Source organism: Bacteroides faecis, assembly GCF_020091505.1.
Classification (GTDB): Bacteria; Bacteroidota; Bacteroidia; order Bacteroidales; family Bacteroidaceae; genus Bacteroides; species Bacteroides faecis.
Genome location: NZ_CP081916.1, coordinates 219,162 through 236,796, shown reverse-complemented (window position 1 = coordinate 236,796; position 17,635 = coordinate 219,162). Strand labels below are relative to the sequence as shown.

The 17,635-nt window shown below is 42.0% G+C and carries 12 protein-coding genes; 4 read left to right on the top strand and 8 right to left on the bottom strand.

The window, feature by feature from the left end; genetic code table 11:
• The first annotated feature begins 120 nt into the window (after positions 1-120).
• Complete coding sequence (locus K6V30_RS01455) at positions 121-345, top strand: winged helix-turn-helix domain-containing protein (protein WP_010535386.1); 225 nt, start codon at positions 121-123, stop codon at positions 343-345.
• A gap of 210 nt (positions 346-555) precedes the next feature.
• On the opposite strand, the gene K6V30_RS01450 is transcribed toward K6V30_RS01455, so the two are convergent.
• From K6V30_RS01450 to K6V30_RS01425, 6 genes are all read right to left on the bottom strand, one after another.
• Positions 556-1,704 carry an acyltransferase family protein gene (locus K6V30_RS01450; RefSeq protein ID WP_010535385.1) on the bottom strand — a complete coding sequence of 383 codons (1,149 nt, stop codon included), beginning with the start codon at positions 1,702-1,704 and terminating at the stop codon, positions 556-558.
• Between the two features lie 109 nt (positions 1,705-1,813).
• Complete coding sequence (locus K6V30_RS01445) at positions 1,814-2,377, bottom strand: Crp/Fnr family transcriptional regulator (RefSeq protein ID WP_010535384.1); 564 nt, start codon at positions 2,375-2,377, stop codon at positions 1,814-1,816.
• A gap of 263 nt (positions 2,378-2,640) precedes the next feature.
• Positions 2,641-4,134 (bottom strand): RagB/SusD family nutrient uptake outer membrane protein, encoded by a 1,494-nt coding sequence (locus tag K6V30_RS01440; RefSeq protein WP_010535383.1) that lies wholly within the window; start codon positions 4,132-4,134, stop codon positions 2,641-2,643.
• A gap of 33 nt (positions 4,135-4,167) precedes the next feature.
• Positions 4,168-7,245: a SusC/RagA family TonB-linked outer membrane protein gene (locus K6V30_RS01435; protein WP_055270454.1), complete on the bottom strand. Its 3,078-nt coding sequence runs from the start codon at positions 7,243-7,245 to the stop codon at positions 4,168-4,170.
• Between the two features lie 242 nt (positions 7,246-7,487).
• A complete protein-coding gene (locus tag K6V30_RS01430) occupies positions 7,488-9,320 on the bottom strand; it encodes a RagB/SusD family nutrient uptake outer membrane protein (protein ID WP_055270502.1) in 1,833 nt (610 codons plus the stop codon).
• Between the two features lie 18 nt (positions 9,321-9,338).
• On the bottom strand, positions 9,339-12,425 hold the full coding sequence (locus K6V30_RS01425; RefSeq protein ID WP_055270452.1) for a SusC/RagA family TonB-linked outer membrane protein: 3,087 nt from the start codon (positions 12,423-12,425) through the stop codon (positions 9,339-9,341).
• A gap of 329 nt (positions 12,426-12,754) precedes the next feature.
• On the opposite strand from K6V30_RS01425, the gene K6V30_RS01420 reads away from it, so the two are divergent.
• From K6V30_RS01420 to K6V30_RS01410, 3 genes are all read left to right on the top strand, one after another.
• Positions 12,755-13,144, top strand: a complete 390-nt coding sequence (locus tag K6V30_RS01420; RefSeq protein WP_010535380.1) for a helix-turn-helix domain-containing protein — start codon at positions 12,755-12,757, stop codon at positions 13,142-13,144.
• Positions 13,145-13,187: 43 nt separating this feature from the next.
• The gene (locus K6V30_RS01415; protein ID WP_011108252.1) at positions 13,188-13,598 is read left to right on the top strand and encodes a helix-turn-helix domain-containing protein; all 411 of its coding nucleotides are present in this window, start codon (positions 13,188-13,190) and stop codon (positions 13,596-13,598) included.
• A gap of 1,112 nt (positions 13,599-14,710) precedes the next feature.
• The gene (locus K6V30_RS01410; protein WP_055270450.1) at positions 14,711-16,108 is read left to right on the top strand and encodes a bacteriophage abortive infection AbiH family protein; all 1,398 of its coding nucleotides are present in this window, start codon (positions 14,711-14,713) and stop codon (positions 16,106-16,108) included.
• A gap of 230 nt (positions 16,109-16,338) precedes the next feature.
• Here the strand turns inward: K6V30_RS01410 and K6V30_RS01405 are convergent, their stop codons facing one another.
• Both K6V30_RS01405 and K6V30_RS01400 read right to left on the bottom strand, forming a co-directional pair.
• Positions 16,339-16,707 (bottom strand): DUF6463 family protein, encoded by a 369-nt coding sequence (locus K6V30_RS01405; RefSeq protein ID WP_010535377.1) that lies wholly within the window; start codon positions 16,705-16,707, stop codon positions 16,339-16,341.
• Positions 16,708-16,788: 81 nt separating this feature from the next.
• A complete protein-coding gene (locus K6V30_RS01400; RefSeq protein WP_029424999.1) occupies positions 16,789-17,592 on the bottom strand; it encodes an AraC family transcriptional regulator in 804 nt (267 codons plus the stop codon).
• Positions 17,593-17,635: the final 43 nt, after the last annotated feature.

The following is a 17,635-nucleotide window of genomic DNA, read 5'->3' as shown; positions in this document are numbered from 1 at the left end:
CGATAATCAAGATAACATTCAAAACAGATGAAAAGATCTTTAGTTTGGGTTTTATAGTGAAAAAGCGTTGTCCCTTAGACGAGTTAGTTTCCCTTTTGTATTAATTCTAAAAAGACTACTATGGATAAGAAAATTGTAGGTGTCAACGCGGGAAAGATTTGGCATGTTCTCAATGAAGTCGATGGAATTTCCATCCCGGAACTTGCCCGAAAAGTAAATCTTAGTGTAGAAAGCACGGCTTTGGCAGTCGGTTGGCTGGCACGTGAAAACAAAGTGTTTATTGAACGCAAGAATGGACTGGTAGAGGTTTATAATGAAAGTCATATGACTTTCTCTTTTGGATAGTTCGTAATACTTATTGATTTAATGGGGAGCATTGCATCAAGCATGGTGTAATGCTCTTTTTTATTGTTTGTTTTGAGTAAACTGCCATTGTTATTTACCTTCTATTTTTCTTTAGTCGGACTTTGCCAAAGATGAGAAAATAGCCTCACCTTGATAAGCATTCTTTCTTATCAAGGTGAGATGATTGTTTCTTTTTAAAAGATACTATTCTTATTTTTTGGCCAGAAACTTCTTGCTCAGCCACTTTCTTACAGGCTCATCATATAGTTTCAGACAAAGATAAGCCAGCAAGATGCTTCCGAAGAACACGACCAGGGCTATCGGCCAGGACTGGGAGAAAGTAATATGTGGTTCTTTACTCCACAACCAGGCATAGAACAGATACATGAAAGGATAGTGGATGATGTATACCGGATAAGATATATCTCCCAGAAATTTACAGATCTTGGCTGTGCCTTTATCTGTAGTTTTTCCCGAAGCACCCAGGTAGACCAGTAGCGGGAAAATAAGAATGGTGCATACAGCATCGTAAATGCCGTTCATCCACTGAGAAGTGTGACCGCCAACGTAGGGCATGGAAAGTAAAACGAGAGTTGCCACGCTGCACATCCAGAAAGCCCCTTTGATGTGGACAGGTTTAAAGATGCGTGACATCAATAATCCGATAGAGAATGCAAACAGCATGCGTAGAAAACCTCCGATCAGGTTATAGTCGATCATCGACCAGCCTACTCCTAAGTGATAGTTGCCGGAAAGATTGAATATCGAGAAGGACGCCAATCCGATTCCTGCTATCACAACGAGTATCGTAAGTGCTTTGGTAGACAGTCGGCGAATAAACAGGGCATACAAAATATTACCGATATACTCGAAGAACAAAGACCAGCTGGGACCATTCAAAGGATACATCTCACCGTTTCCACGGACTTCGGGACCTGTACCCGGAACAGCCGGGATCAGGAAAAGATTGAGGAGCATGGCCAACATGACCATGGATATGGAAACACGGGTGCCATCCCATTGCTCGCAGCCTTGTATACAAAATGTAATAGCGCCTAAAACGGCTCCCATAACAACCATCGGATGCAGACGGATTAACCTGCGTTTGAAGAACTCTTTCTGGGTCATCGTTGTTTTCCAACGGTCGTCATAAGCATAGCCGATAACGAAGCCCGACAGAATAAAGAAGAAATCGACAGCCAGATATCCATGATTGAATTTCTGATCGATGGGACTTGTGGCAAAGCCTTCAAATACATGATACCATATAACCAGAAGGGCCGCAACCCCTCGCAGTCCGTCAAGGAGTACGTAATGGGGTTTAGAGTCTGCAAAGGCAGAAGAAGAGATTTTTTGCATGTTTTAAATTATTGTTCAAATTAGTATTAGTCATTGTAGAAGCCGCAAAAATACGGATTTTATAGGTTTAAAAATTTGTCCTGCATCAAAATCTTACCATGTATGAGAATTATTTGTATGCTCTGAGGCGGCTGAGTGTTGAAAGTGTTATGCCCAGATAAGAGGCGATGTATCCTAATTGTATCCGCTGGCACATTTGAGGAAACTGAAGCTTGAATGCTTCATATCTTTCTTTAGCAGACAGGGTAAGGCGGTCTTTGTGCGAACGGTGCAGGCGTCTGTATTCGTTTTGATGAATCACTCTTCCCCAGTTTGCCAGTTCGATATTGGTTTCAAACAACCGGAGCAGATCCGTCAGTGATATTTTGTATGCGACAACATCCTCAAGGGTTTCCACAAATTCTTCGCTCATCTTATTATAATATAATTCATCCATACTGAAGACAATCGCCCCTTCACATGCAAAAGAAGTTGTTATCTCTTCTCCGTTTACCAGCCAGAAAGAGCGGGTCATCCCTTCTTCTATAAAATAAGCCGATTTGCAAAACTTGTTAGCCTCTATCAGTTGATGTCTCTTTGGAAAATGACATAATACTGTATTTTCTTTTAGTATTTGTATCGTTTCATCCGAAATTGGATACAAAGAGTTCATCTTATCTATAATATTCCTCATAAAGTAGCCCTTAATAATTTTCTGTCAAGTGCAAAAATAGGAAAAACAATTCTGCTCACAATAGATGCAGGTGAAAAAGGGCTTTGTTTTATCGATTCGTTTACTAAGGAGGAAAGAAGCGGGAGAGTGAGGACTGTGTTGAATGGTAAAGAAGGTACATTTCAGTTTTTATGAAATGTACCTTCTTTGATATCAGGGGGACAGGTTAAATATGTGAATATAGCCAGTTTATTCCGGAAATTATATACATCAATAGACGTTGGTTATCTTGGATTCTGCTGTATATTCGGATTGGCATCTATCTCACTTTGCGGGATAGGCAGAGCTATTCTCAGATCGGTAGCTTCTATCTTTTGTGCGTTAAATGCTTTCAGAGTTTCAAGATGCCAACTGCCTTTGCGTTCAATAGCCAGGCCATTGCGTAAGTAGTCATAGAAGATTTCCCCTTCTCCAACCAGTTCCTTGCGGCGTTCTTTAAGAATTCTGTCCAGAGTGAAAGTCTCTGTTGATACTTGTTGACTCGTATCCGTGGTACGGCGGCTGATAATGTCATTCAGATAACTTTGTGCCTCTTCAAGATTCGTTCCTTTTTTCAGTCCCGCTTCAGCCGCATTCAGATAGACTTCGGAAAGGCGGATGATGCAAATGTTATTGGTCTTGGGATCATCTCCGGTCTTACCGGGGAATTTGGCAAGATAGACTTTCTCGTGCCTGGCGGCAGTCGGAAGTCCGGTGTTGTTTTCTATAACAGATTCCTTTGTCAGGCAATGGCGTACATCCTTGGGATCTTCATTCAGCAGGTTGAGAAAATCCTCCGACAAGATCAGATTATTCCAGTCGATTGTTGCTTCGTTGGCATAAACCATCGGAGCACCCTCACCGCCTGTACCTCCAGAGGGTTCGGATAAAGTGATGTAGAGTTCGAATAATGATTCCGACTGGAAATCCTGTCCCCATACATTGGGATATTCCTCATAACTGTAAAGCTGGTAACGTCCGCCATTGTTGTTGATAACATCCGTAGCGGCATCATAGGCTTTCTGATATTCACCCATATTCAGATAGACTCTCGATAGTAATGCCTGAGCTGCCCAGTAGTTGATATAACCATTGGATGTCTCTTGTGTCAATCCGGAGAGTGCATTGCTCATGTCACTGACTACCTGTTCGTAGCATTGTGCTACAGTATTGCGTGACGGTTTATGCGTGGGATCGGACGGGGAGGTTTCGATGGGTACTCCCAATGAAGCCCCCTTGTCATTCGTATAAGGCATTCCGAACAACCGGGTCAGGTTGAAGAGAGAAAGTCCCCGCATGACCAGCGCTTCGGACTTAATGCGGTTCAGTTCTTTGGTATCACTGCTTTGAATACTGCCCGACTCAATTTTCTGTATCAGATTATTCGTCTGTCGTATTACTTTATAAACGGTGTTCCAGGGCAGTACAATATTCAGATTATCGGAAGCAAGCACGTTGTATTCATAATAGGGAGATACGCGTTTTCCGTCTCCTTTGGTTATACGTGCCTGTACATCGGCGGCACGGCAATCACCGTAATACCAATAGTTATCTCCGTAGTAGCTGTGGCCGGATGCCAGACGATAAATTCCGTTCAGAGCGATTTGGGCATCGTCCAGTGTTACGATTGCCTGTCCTGTTTCTACCGAACTGGTAGTGTTAAGGTCTAACCAGTCTGCCGAGCAGGAACTGTTTAGCAAAACCATTGCTGTAAGTATGTATATATGAATTCGTTTCATTATGCTGTTTATTTAGTTAGAATGACATGTGTGTTAGAATGATAATTGTGCTCCGAAACTGAAAGTACGCATAGCAGGAGCCTCACAAAAGACTTCGCCGTTGACGGGTGTTTCGGGGTCATACTGTTTCCATTTGGCCCAGGTCAGCAGGTTGTTTCCCGAGAAATATATGCGTACTTTGTCAATCATCAGTTTTTGCGTCCACTGGTTGGGCAGTGTGAAGCCGAGTGTAAAGTTCTTCAGGCGTAAATGATCGGTACTATGGATATAGCGGGACGAGTTGGTAGAAGTAGCCGATTCGTTATATACAAACCGGGGAATGTCTGTCTGATCTCCGGGATTCTGCCAACGGTTCATCATATATGCGGGTAAGTTGTATCGTGAACTATAGATGGAGCTAGTGCCGTTTTCAATATAAGTTCCCAGTTTGTCGAACGAGTAGCCGCCCAATGAATAAGTCAGCGTAAAAGTCAGGTCTATCCATTTGTAATTCAGAATATTGGTGAATCCTCCCGATACTTTGGGAGTGGCTGTTTTGTACGGAATGGATTCTGCTTTGTCAGCGTCGGTGGTAAGTTCGCGATTGTAGCTTCCGTCCTCATTTTTAGTGTTCAGGTAATATTGGGCATAACCGGTCTGTGGGTCTACTCCGGCAAACTCTTTTACATAAAACGTATGATAGGGGAGACCTACTTTATGGATGAACCATGTTCCCTCAATCGTTTGATCCAATAGTCCGTTGAGTGAAACAATCTTATTTCGGTTATGGCTCAGGTTGAAAACACTGGTCCAGTTAAAGTCGTTGGAAACAACGTTCAGCGTACGCAACTCAAATTCTATTCCCTTGTTGTTCAAGCGTCCGATGTTGCTCAAATAGCTGGTAAATCCGGTAGTGGCGCTGATGGGGAGGCTGTAGAGCAAGTCTTTGGTATCCCGGTTGTAATATTCCAGACTCGCGAAAATACGGTTAATAAATGAAAGGTCGATACCCAGGTTCAAACTGTAATTCTTTTCCCATGTCAACAAATCATTAGGTTGTGACGATTCATAAGATCCGGCTGCCTCCATGTAGTTTTCGCCATAACTGTACAGCCCTTTGTAGCCATAGTATGAGCCGGGTTGATTTCCGTTTACACCATACGAAGCACGTATCTTGACATCACTCAGAACCGGTTTTACGGCTTTCATAAAATTCTCGTTGCCCAAATGCCACATGCCCGATACAGACCAGAAATTACCCCAACGGTTGTTGGGTGAAAGACGTGAACTGCCGTCCCGGCGGTAACTTCCGGCAATGTAGTAGCGGTCGTCATAATCATAATTCAGTCGTGAAAGATATGAAATCATCCGATAGGCCTGAGTGGCAGACTTGAAACTGTTCAATACGGCGGCATTATCCGGTTCTGTCAGTTTATCACTGGGCAGTTTGGACTTTTCACCCGAAGCGTGGTCTGTCTGGTAACTTTCTATTTCATAAGCTGCCAATACATTCAGGTGATGCTTGTGGGCGAAAGTATGCACATAGTTCAGGGAGGTCGATGAAATCAGTTTGCCGTATTCAATAAAACCTTTGGCTGTCTGGGCATCGCTTCCGCTTTTAGGGCCAGCCGAACTCAAAGGGTTATAATAGCGTGAATCCTTCTGGATGGTATAATCATAGCTTAATGTTTCCTTTAGTTTGAGACCTTTGACCGGCTCTATCGCTGCGTAACCGGTTGAAAACATACGTGTCATACGCACGCGGTTGTAATCGGTCAATATATCACGCAACGGGTTCAGGCTGGTGCCGTCATAAGCTCCTACGTAGTTCCCTTCTTCATCACGTACCACCATGGAGGGTGTCATGGTCATAGCTACGCACAGGAAAGGGTTGATAGATGATCCGCGTTCTTCATTCATCTCCTGATTCATTTGTGAGAACATCATATTTGCTCCTACTTCTCCGTATTTGCCGACTTTTTGCGTCATGTTCAAACGTGCAGAGTAACGGTCCAGACTGGAGTTTTTGGCCAATCCTTCCTGACTGTTGTAGCCGAGCGAGGCATAGAATGTAGAACGGTCGTTACCGCCGGAGACGGAAGCTTCATAACTCTGATGTGTAGCGGTGCGGAGCAGTTCTTTTCGCCAGTCCGTGTATCCCATAGCCGGTTTATACGCATACGTGCCGATATTGGAACTGGCATATTCAGCCGGAGACTCCATACCGTTGTCTGTTGCATAATTCAGCAATCCTTCATAAAGAAGTTCTTCACGTTGGTCACCATTCAAGGTAGGGCGGAAGTCGACAGCCGCATGAGAGAAACCGCCTGACACGTTCAAATCCACACGTGCCTTTCCGGTATTTCCTTTTTTAGTTGTAATCAAAATGACGCCATTAGCAGCACGGGAACCATACAGGGAAGCCGCTGCCGCATCTTTGATGACAGTCACATTTTCGATATCCGAAGGATTCAGCGTACTCATGATATTGGTCTTGGAATTGTTCATATATGCTGCATCAGGACCGCCGGAGCTCATACTTCCGGAAGTAACCGGGACTCCATCTATGACAAACAAAGGTTCTTGTGAAGCGTTAAACGATCCCATTCCTCTGATACGAATACTTTGGTTGGCACCCGGTTGACCCGAACTGCTGGTTATTTGCACGCCGGTAGTCATACCTTGCAGTTTTTGCTCAACGCTCATCACTGGCACTTCTTTCAGCATATCTGTACGCAGTGTGTTGGCTGATCCCGTGAACGAAGATTTGGAGAAATTACCATAACCTGTTACTACTACCTCGTCAATATCCATCGTTTCAGGGATAAGTACTATCTTGAGTTCTTTCTCTTTTCGGGGGACGCGTATTTCCTGTGTTTTCATTCCCACGTAAGATACGACCAGCATCTTGGTTCCGGCTTCAACGGACAACTGAAACTGACCGTTGATATCAGTAATCACTCCTTTGGTGGGATTTCCCTTTACACTGACGGTGGCGCCGATAAGTGGTTCATTATCCTCTGATGATATAACAACGCCCGATATGTTCAGTTGCTGAGCGGATGCATACGAAATACTCAACAAACTAAACAGTAAGCTAAAACATAATGTTAACCTTTGATTAATCTTCATACTTTTATATTTAAAAACACATTTGTTGTAAGGTCGATACAAAGTGTATACCAATGGGGTATAAAGAATTTCTTAAAAAGATAAGATACAGATTAACAGCGAAGTTGAAAAATGGATATTTGGGAGGAGGTGTGGAGGAAATGTGGAAAGGTGTGGAAAATATACCCAATCGTTGGTACAGTCAATAGTGTGGCTATATGGATCATTGTACCGATAATGATTGGGTATATGGGTATTATAATTTAATATCCCGGATTCTGATACTCGCTGCCATTAATAATGGTAGCGGTAAAGGTCGTAGAAATGGGACGTAAAGCATAATTCGGATCAAAGAACCGTGCGAGATCCGGGTGAGTATCTTTCAGATAATCGGAACTCTTGAACATCCCTGTCCGTTTCAAATCGTAGAAGCGGCAATATTCACCGCATAGTTCGCGTCCTCTTTCGTCTAATACGTCACGAACCGTCATGTTGCCCGTTAACGGATTTGCTCCGGCACGCTCGCGAACCTTATTCAGGTATTTGGCGGCATTCGCTCCTCCGTTCAGATAAATGTCAGCCTCTGCGGCAATCAGATAGACTTCCGCCATACGCATGATAAACGTAGCGTTTAAGTTTCCGTTTCTTTGTTTGGAGGCGTTTGCAACGTAATAGTTACTGCTGTTGTGCTTGTTTAGTGACGGATAATAGTAACGGAACAGATTCTCGCTGGTACCGTCGTTCTTGTAATTCCCTGTTACATTTGTATACGAGTAGTTCATATTCACATTGTTGTTTCTATCACTGTAGACATGGTTGTAATCAATTAACAAATAGTCGGTCTTGTGCTCATTCTGTTTTTCCGTAGAATAATCCGCATCCTGCGGCATGATAAATTTAATGGCCGGATCACCTTTCTTCAGAGTTTTGCCGATAACTGTTTCGTCTTTGTCGTACATGTGTACGGCACTTTCGTCCCAAGTATAACTTTTATTGGCCTTCCATTGGGTAGTGAATGACTGGTGGAATCTGGGGTCTAACGTGCCGTCATTCTGTACATACAGATTCAGCAAGTGTTGCGTAGGCATGAAGATGCCGCTGACGGAGCCTTCCCATGTCAGTCGTGTCTCCTGATTGTCTTCACGGGCACCGAACTTATTGATGTCACACAGGAAATACTCGTCATTGCGGTTTAACTTGTAGTTACCGTTGCTCGAACCGTGTCCGTCCGTGCCTGCATACCAGCGATGTTTCCAAAGCGCTTCCTTGTTTTCCCAGTTATTGCTTTCTTCGAATACTTCACTGTACGTAGGATACATATAAGTGTTGTATTTCCCGCCACCCGATTCGCAGTCGGAGATCAGCTGCAAGGCTGCGTCGAGAGCTTCCTGCAGGTATTCCGTGCTTCCATACTCGTAGGTCTGCAGACAGGCTTTTGCCAGAAAGCCGAGAGCGGCCTTCTTGGTTGGAGTGGTAGTCGTGGCATGATTCCCGATTGACAGCCATTCGGATGCGAATCTCAGGTCGGGCAGGATGACTTCTTTGTAGATAGTCATCGGGTCGGTGCGGACAGGAGAGTAGTTGAGGCTGGTTTCCGGTTCCGTAAGCATGGTTACCCCTCCGAATTGTTCCACTGCGTTGAAGTAATAGACAGCTCTCATGAAGCGGGCTTCGGCAACTTTCGCATTCCGTTCCTCTTCTGTGGCGTAGGGAGGCTTGTCGCCTAAGGCGATGGCTTCGTTGCAGGAACCTATTCCGTCGTATGTCCCGTTCCACCAGTTATTGGTGTAGGTCGTGTTGGGCGATGTGCCGGCGAAAAACCAGAACCATTCGGTGTAGCTTGTCGATTGGTTAGCCTTGTACGTCCAGAGGTCCGTATCCCCTTCGGTCAGCGACATCCAGTCTGCGGCACCGTAGTAAAACCTTTCCATTGCGAAGTAGCACTGGTTGATCAGTGTTTCGTATCCCTCGGTTGAGGTAGCCAATGTTTCATTGGTAAATGCGCCCGGGTTGTACTCTTCCAGCGAGCAGGAATGTAGGAATAGTGCGGACAGCAGGACAGAGCAAAAAACTGTTTTTAAATGTATACTTTTCATTGTCATTTTCTTCTTTAATTAGAATGTGAGATTAACTCCAAATACAAATTGCCGATAGGTGGGAAACGCGTCCGAACCGTTCGTTTCGGGGTCTGTGTCCTTCAGTTGCTTGTCTTTCACAAAGATGAACGGATTGTAGGCCGTAGCGTAGATGCGGCATTTCTCCATCAATACCTTGCGGGAAATGTTGGCGGGGAGGGTATATCCCAGAGTGATATTCTTGATCTTGATGAAGGAACCGTCGTGTACTCTCAGCGAAGGATATACCGTTTTTTGTTCGTCTCCCGTTCCGGGACGCGGGAAGTATGCGCCCTGATTGTCCTCTGTCCAGTAATCCACGCCTGCCAGCTGATTCTTGGTCACACTTTGCTCTGCGGTATAGTAGCCGAGCAGGTCACTGTTGATTGTCTGCCCGTAGCGTGCCATTGCAAAGACGGATAAATCGAAGTTCTTGTAGGTGAAGGAGTTGTTCAGTCCGATGATCCAGTCCGGATTCGTGTGTCCCAGAATCTGTCTGTCATCGGTGCTGTATTTATGTACTCCGCCGTCTCCGTTTTTATCCACTGTTTCTATCTTGATAAATCCCGGATTTACGCCATACGCATCCAGCGTCTCCTTTGGAGTGTCACTTCCCCAGATTCCTGCATATTTATAGCCGTAAATGGCATGAATCGGTTCACCGGTAAACAGGTTCTCGGAGATCAGGTCACCGTCGGGCAGCTTGTCTATCTTCTCCTTGCTCCAGGTGGCGGACAAGGTCGTGTTCCATGTAAAGTCCTTGTGCTGTATATTGTGGGAGTTCAATATCACTTCCACGCCCTGATTGCTGGTTTGGGCGATATTCTGCCAGATAGACAGAGGAGAACCCCATCCGGTCAGTCCGCTGGTGATGGGCAATATACGCTTGAATAATAATCCTTTGGTGGTTGTTCTGAACCATTCAATGGAACCGTCGATGCGGCTGTTCAGTATGCCGAAGTCCAGACCGATGTTCCAGTTGTACGATTTTTCCCAACCGAGGTCGGCGCTGCCGTAAGTCTCCGAGTATTGTGTGAAAGGAACGATTTTTCCATTGACAGAGACTCCGCTGGCAGAATATACGTAGGCTTGTGTAGTGGTGCTGTAAGCGTCTGTTCCGCCGGAGTTGCCCGTGATGCCGTAGCTGACTCTCAGTTTCAGGTTGTCCAACCAACTTCGTGTCTTTTCCATAAAAGCCTCGTCGGAAATTCTCCAGGCTATGGCGCCTGCCGGGAAAGCATCCCATTTGTGTCCGGCGGAGAATTGTGAGACACCGTCCCAACGGGTGGAGAAGTTGAATAAGTACTTGCTCTTGTATGAATAGTTGAGGCGGAAAGCAAAAGACATTTTCTGTGTCTGTGCAAAGTCCGATTCCACATGTGGGGAGGAACCCGAAGTCAACCGCCAGAACGACCATTGGTCTACCATCTGTCCGCTTGCGGCAGCCATGTTGCTTTCCGACTGGTTCTTGTTCCACGAAGTGATTAAAGAACCTCCTACCGTATGCGCTTTGGCAAGGGTCGTGCTGTATGCCAGAATGTTTTCCCACGTGTAATTCCATGCGTTGTCATTGGTGATGGAGGCGTGAGGCGAACCCGCATAACTCGGACGGTTGGCGTTGCATTGGTTTCCCCAGTATTGTCCTCGTCGGGAATGGTTCAATGTCCCGTTGATCCGGCTGGTGAATGTGAAATCTTTGAGAGGAGTCAGTTCGACATACCCGCTCATATTCAGGTAAGTGGAACGGGTGTTGTTCGCATATTGATTCTCTATAAAATCTCCCATCGGCGAATACTGCCCTGTGATATATTCGTGATTGATCTTGCCTTCCTCGTCGTAGGCATCCCCCAACGGGAAAGCGGAGAGGGAACGGGTAAACGTGTTTTTCACGCCGGAATTCAAATCACGGTACACCAGATTGGAGGTAAAACCGACTTTCGCCCACGAAAAGAGTTGCTGGTCGATGTTGAGCCGTAAAGAGTACCGGTTCAGATTTTCATTGCTGAGCAGGCCTTCTTCCCGGTTGTAGGAGGTCGAAGCGAATATCCTTGTCTTTTCCGTTCCGCTGCTTACCGAAAGGCTGTACTTTTGTGTGGTAGCTGTATTGCCGGAAACCTCGTCTACCCAGTCAATCCATTTTCCGGCATTATACGCATCTGTAAAAGCCTGCTTGCCCAGTAGGGCAGACATATCGGAAGGGAAATCACCGTTCTTATATCGGTATGCCTCTTTCTGGTAAGTCACCCATTCATCCTGGGTCATTCCGTGTTTGTAGTTGGGCGATCCGCTGAAGCCGTAATACGCGTCAAAGTTGATTGTGGCTTTGCCTTCTTTTCCTCTTTTTGTGGTGATAATCACAACACCGTTTGCTCCTGCCGAACCGTAAATGGCGGTGGATGAAGCATCCTTCAGAACATCGACACTTTCAATATCGGAAGGGTTGACCTGACTATAGCTTCCGGGGATTCCGTCGATAATAAACAGTGGCTCGTTATTGCCATATATGGAACGCGAACCACGCAGCAAGATGCTGACTTCACCGCCTACCTGTCCCGATGTTTTGGTGATGTCCATGCCGGGTATCTTTCCTTGAAGAGCTTCCATCACATTACTGGTAGGAGCAGCCAGTACCTCGGCACTTTTGACAGAGGTTACCGCTCCTGTCAGATCCCGCTTTTTGACGGAACCGTATCCTACTACTACCACTTCGTCAATCAGTCGGGCATCTTCCACCATCGTGATTTCCAGTTTGCTTTTATTGCGTGTGCTGACTTCCTGTTCTATGTATCCCATGTAAGATACTTTGAGTACTGCGTTGGGCGAAACACGCAGTGTGAAGAGTCCGTCTACATTTGTAATAGTCCCGTTGTTTGTGCCTTTTTCTACAATATTAGCTCCGATTATCGTCTCCCCCTGAGAGTTTTTCACTACGCCGGAGATGCTTCTGCTCTGCTGGCCGTAGACTTGTGTGGCTCCGACTACCGATATTATTCCTGTTAAAAGGAATAGCAGGTAGAATCTTATCATATAAACTGTCTTTAGGGTAACGTCTGTCCCTATGTTTGTTTTATCAGAAAATGATTTCATGTTTTTTGTTTAATTGTATGTTCACTAATTGGTTTTTGAATAGTTAAATCTCTGAATGATTTAAATCTATGTCCGATTATACCGATTTGATTTACTCCATAGGCTATTAGATTTTATTGGTTAAAACTGCGATTGTACCGTGAATTGACGGTCAATCTCTGAGTGTATGTATTTGATGTGGCGCCACGGTCAATATCAACTTATTTAGACTGATTGGACAAAAGTAGGCATAGAGCGTTGTGGATTGAAAAAAATAAAGTTGACTTTAAGTCAGAATGGGTTGATTTTTACTATCTTTGTCTCAATGTAATCACATAAAGAACAATAATATGGATGTCGAAGTAAAAAATAAAGCAAACAGGAGGCACGTCGGACATAATCTGCAAAAGATCCGTGTTTATTTTGGTATGAAGCAGGAGGCTTTAGCGGCTGATCTTGGTGTAAATCAACAGGTCATTTCAAAGATTGAAAAACAGGAAGAAATCGAAGAAGGGCTTCTAAATCAAATAGCTTCTGTATTGGGGATATCTGCTGAGGTGATTAAGGATTTTGATGTTGAGAAGGCAATATATAATATCAATAACATTAGAGATAACACCTTTGAACAAGGAGCTACATCAATAGCCCAGCAGTTCAATCCATTGGATAAAATCGTGGAATTGTATGAACGTCTGCTGCAAAGTGAGAGAGAGAAAATTGAATTATTAAAGAAAAGGTGATTATTATTAGTTGATTAACTAATTTAACTAAGAAATAAATATTATGGAAACAGAAACTTATACAAACAGTTCACATTTGGGGCGTAAAATAGAAAGAATACGCCGTCTTCGTGGTATGACGCAAACGGATTTGGGGGAGTTGCTAGGGGTGACAAAACAGGCTATTTCCAAAATGGAACAAGCGGAAAAGATAGATGATGAGAAGTTAAAACAAGTGGCTACTGCATTGGGGGTTACAGAAGAAGGCTTAAAGAAATTTACAGAAGAAACTGTATTATACTACACAAGCAATTTCTATGAGAACTGCCATGTAAGCGCATCTAATATAGGGCCTATTACTCATGTGGAAAATCTCAACCATTTTTCAATGGATCAAGCTGTGAAACTATTTGAGGAGTTACTTAAAATCGAAAGAGATAAATATGATAAGGGAAAAGAGGAAAGCGCTAAATAATAATGGGTTTATCCTTTTCCTTATTTAGGGTTCTTAGAAATATATGATAAAGCTCCATTTAGTTGTTCGGACATTGAAGAATAACTAAATGGAGCTTTAATTTGATAGATATCCTATAAATGTGTTCTAATCAAATAATTGATAGAAGTCAGCAATTGAATTATTGCTTCTTGCTTATCATTTAAAATGGGTTGAATGATTTAATAATGGGCTAAATGATTTAACAATGAGCAAACCGGTACAGAAATGAACTACACTGTCTATATATAAATTCAAATCATACAAATCTAAAAGTGGTTTATTGGATAAAGAATTCTTATGCTAAATTTAGCTCCGGCTTGTGCAATGAATAATCCCTTCCAGTGCATAAATTAATTCGTCCGCCTATAGCCGGACGCAAGTTTGCCTATAGCCGACGTTTCGTTTGCCTATAGCCGGATGAAACGTTGCCTATAGGCGGACGAATTAATTTATGCACCCGCGGATATTATTTTTTATAGAGAAAATGTTTATTGTGTTCGTCTGCAATGATTGCAGTAACTCGAAAGTAGATTCAAGAAACATCAATAGAGTAAGTAACTCATAGTCACTTTTTCCCATAATACTCTATTATACAAATGAATACAATGCACCTTCTTTTTTGGGTATTATGTTCTCTCTCTGTATATTTGAATGTCGCAATCATGCTTTTCTATCTATGATATTGATTGGCGCATATAGTGCGATAACTAACTCACATAATGTGCAATAGCTACCGCACATGATATGGATTAGCTATCGCACATTATGTGAGTTAGCTTAAAGGCATAAATTATTTTATAGAATGACAATTTCAAATCAGCAGACTATGTGTTTGTTTACATTAAAAGAATAAGAAGATGCATTGTAACAGGCTGAACAGTTGAATGATAGATGAAAATATGATTTGCTGACGAAGTTTTATTTTATTCATAGCTACATAGCAATAAGTCAAACGGTATGAAATTGGTTAGTTATCTTTGGTCAATGAGACTAGCGAACTTTGAAAATTATTATCTTTGTTACCTTATGTAATGATACAGTTTGGTCTAGAGCAATAGATGCTGTAATTTGTGACCGAAAATTTGATAATTATGAACATTGGCGATAGTGATATTCTATATTCTTTTGATAGAGCTCGTCTAATTGACAGAGCTCGCAATGGATTCATGAGAATAGACGGGATCACCTTTAAACGAGCTAGAGATTATATGGCCAAATATAGTGCTCGTGATTATTTGATGCAATGTCCGCTTGACCTTTCAACGAAAGAATTGGTCAGTGGGATGAAAGATTATTGCCTGCAGCGTAGAGCCGAAATGCTCGAACCTTATCGAAAAAAAAGATATTCAATTAATGGTGATCCCATACATCATCTTTATATTATAGGTAATGGATTTGACAGATATCATGGTGCTGATTCTACTTATATGGATTTTCGCAACTACCTATTAAAGCACAATGATTTTGTCGTAAAGATGTTCGAACTCTTCTTCGGTCCCCGATCTATGATGAATAATTTTGATGATTATAATGATTATCTTTTGTGCCTTCAATACGGACGCAAATTGCCGGCTCCAAAGAACACTTGGGCTAAAGACTATTTATGGAAGGATTTTGAAAAATATCTTAGTGAACTGAACAGGGAACGTATTTTTGATTTTGTTGATGAGAATTTGCCGCGATTATACGAAGATGACGAGAATTTTAGTTATGCTGAATATTTAGGTCCTATAGATATTGTTGCTGATGTTGTTTCTTCTTGTACCTTCGAAATGCAATATCTGTTTCACCGCTGGATTAATACAATACATTATAAGAAAGGATTTAGGAAGAATATGCTGTATCTTGATCCGAACGCTGTTTACCTGAATTTTAATTATACATTGTTTCTTGAAACAGAATATAATATTTCCCGGAAACATATTCTTTATATTCACGGCGATAGAAGGCAGAAGTTTGGCTCTTTGGTTTTAGGGCATAATGTAGAGGATAATGAAGTCGCTTTTGAAGAGTGGGTTCATAAACATAAAAATCGTCGGAGATATCGCCCGAATCTGAAGGATAAGAAGGGTAAATATTTTGCCAATGATAAGTTGGTCTATCTCGCTTTCTTTTTAAAGGATATGAAAAAAGGGAATTGGAAAAATCCAATAAGATATTATGCTGTAGATCATATTGAGGAGCGTTTGGAAAATTATTATGCGAAGAACATAAAACATTCTAATGACATAATAGATCATAACTTGGGCTTTTTTGAGTCGCTGAATGATTTGAAAGAGATTACATTGCTTGGTCATTCGCTGGGTGATGTAGACTTTCCATATTTTAAGGCAATTGTTGAAAATGTAAGAAATGTGGATGATCTGATTTGGAATTTTAGTTATTATAGTGATAATGATATTAAAAATATCAGAAGATTTTGCAGACATCTGAATATTCCCCAAGGAAAAAATGTCCGGCATTTCAAGATGTCTGATATAAAGCGGTAGCCGGACTCACATCATTCGCATACCTTTAATTCTAAACGATCTGTTTGGTGGTGTGTGACTAGTTAATGCTGCTATTATGCAGTGTTCTATTGTATAGGTGTGTACGCTTTCTGCCTTGAGCAGAGTTTCTAAAACCAGAATCGCTAGTAGGTCTTTAAGACTCGAATGTGATTTGTTTAATGGTTATGAGGGCAGGCACAAGTCTGCCCTCTTTTCAAAATTGAAGGATATCACAATCCTCTTTTTTTATTTGAATAAATAATAATAATTGCTTGCGGCAAAAAGAGCCAGAAACCGGAGGCAGGTTCAATAATACAACCGATTATGGTAAGCAGTAAAATAGAGTAACCTAAAAATACGGGTGCCGGTTTTTGTTCTTTTCTGATATAATATTGAAGCGTTTGCCCCAAAAGGATAAGTATTACTCCACAGATCAAGAACCAAAAGGCGAATCCTTGACTATAATTCTCTCCAATAGAGTTTACCAATCCATTTCTGAGCATTTCCGAAAAAGCATCTTTTCCGATAAATAGTGCATAAATCGTATGAATGATTCCTGTCGCTGTTAAAAATGTCCCACTATATTTCCAAAGTTTCATGTTCTTATTATTTATATACTTGGTTAATGCTGCAAATATAAAGTATAATAAGATATGGGTATTGGATGAATTCGACTTTTTTTATTTTGTATAAATGATAGTAGTCTCATTATCGGGGGGCAATGATAAAAAGAAATTTGGAGTACTACCGGATAGCTTTTTCACTTCTCTTGATAAATGAGAAGCATCATAATATCCGGCTTTTACTGCTACTGATAAAAGGTTGTCAGATGATTCGTTCCTCAATATTTTAATCGCATTCTTGAATCTTACTATACTGTTATATTTTTGAGGAGTAAAACCTGTATGTAACTTGAATTTTCGTTCAAAGTGTCGTTGGCACAGATTAACTTCGTTCATTAAATGGCTTATGGATATCTTGCCTTCATGCGCATTAATTTGATTCACAGCATATGCGATTTGTGCATCCATTGTATGGTCGCTTTTATATAGGTGTTCTTTCAGATAGCGTTCTATTAAATTAATCTTGCCCTGAATACCCTGTTCTTCGAATAACCTTTCAGCAAAAGAATCGCTGAAAATAGTATCTAAGTCATTCACACTTAATCTTATATTTGTCAATTCGCTTAGAGAAATTTTCATAAAACGGGATAGTCCGCATGGACGAAAGCGAACTCCAAATGTATTGATAGTACCTGATGATGTTATTAATGTCGAACAGATGTTCATGGGACCAATAAAATAAGAATGATAAGGTTGCATCATAATGCCGTGATTAACTGTACTTTCTAATATAAACATAAAATCTGTACATCCATCTGTAGATAATTTTATTTGCATACCTTGTTCTGTTTGGCCTTTGAATTCCCAATATCTATCAACATAGGGAGCAAGTATATGGCATGGTAAGTATTCTTTGTACATATTTAGAAAGGGTATCTGTTGAAAAACGATCTGATAGTACAAA

Bases quoted from the DNA above. Each gene is read 5' to 3' on its own strand.
- K6V30_RS01455 (WP_010535386.1), top strand. From the start codon at position 121: ATGGATAAGAAAATTGTAGGTGTCAACGCGGGAAAGATTTGGCATGTT.
- K6V30_RS01450 (WP_010535385.1), bottom strand. From the start codon at position 1,704: ATGCAAAAAATCTCTTCTTCTGCCTTTGCAGACTCTAAACCCCATTAC.
- K6V30_RS01445 (WP_010535384.1), bottom strand. From the start codon at position 2,377: ATGAGGAATATTATAGATAAGATGAACTCTTTGTATCCAATTTCGGAT.
- K6V30_RS01440 (WP_010535383.1), bottom strand. From the start codon at position 4,134: ATGAAACGAATTCATATATACATACTTACAGCAATGGTTTTGCTAAAC.
- K6V30_RS01435 (WP_055270454.1), bottom strand. From the start codon at position 7,245: ATGAAGATTAATCAAAGGTTAACATTATGTTTTAGCTTACTGTTTAGT.
- K6V30_RS01430 (WP_055270502.1), bottom strand. From the start codon at position 9,320: ATGAAAAGTATACATTTAAAAACAGTTTTTTGCTCTGTCCTGCTGTCC.
- K6V30_RS01425 (WP_055270452.1), bottom strand. From the start codon at position 12,425: ATGAAATCATTTTCTGATAAAACAAACATAGGGACAGACGTTACCCTA.
- K6V30_RS01420 (WP_010535380.1), top strand. From the start codon at position 12,755: ATGGATGTCGAAGTAAAAAATAAAGCAAACAGGAGGCACGTCGGACAT.
- K6V30_RS01415 (WP_011108252.1), top strand. From the start codon at position 13,188: ATGGAAACAGAAACTTATACAAACAGTTCACATTTGGGGCGTAAAATA.
- K6V30_RS01410 (WP_055270450.1), top strand. From the start codon at position 14,711: ATGAACATTGGCGATAGTGATATTCTATATTCTTTTGATAGAGCTCGT.
- K6V30_RS01405 (WP_010535377.1), bottom strand. From the start codon at position 16,707: ATGAAACTTTGGAAATATAGTGGGACATTTTTAACAGCGACAGGAATC.
- K6V30_RS01400 (WP_029424999.1), bottom strand. From the start codon at position 17,592: ATGTACAAAGAATACTTACCATGCCATATACTTGCTCCCTATGTTGAT.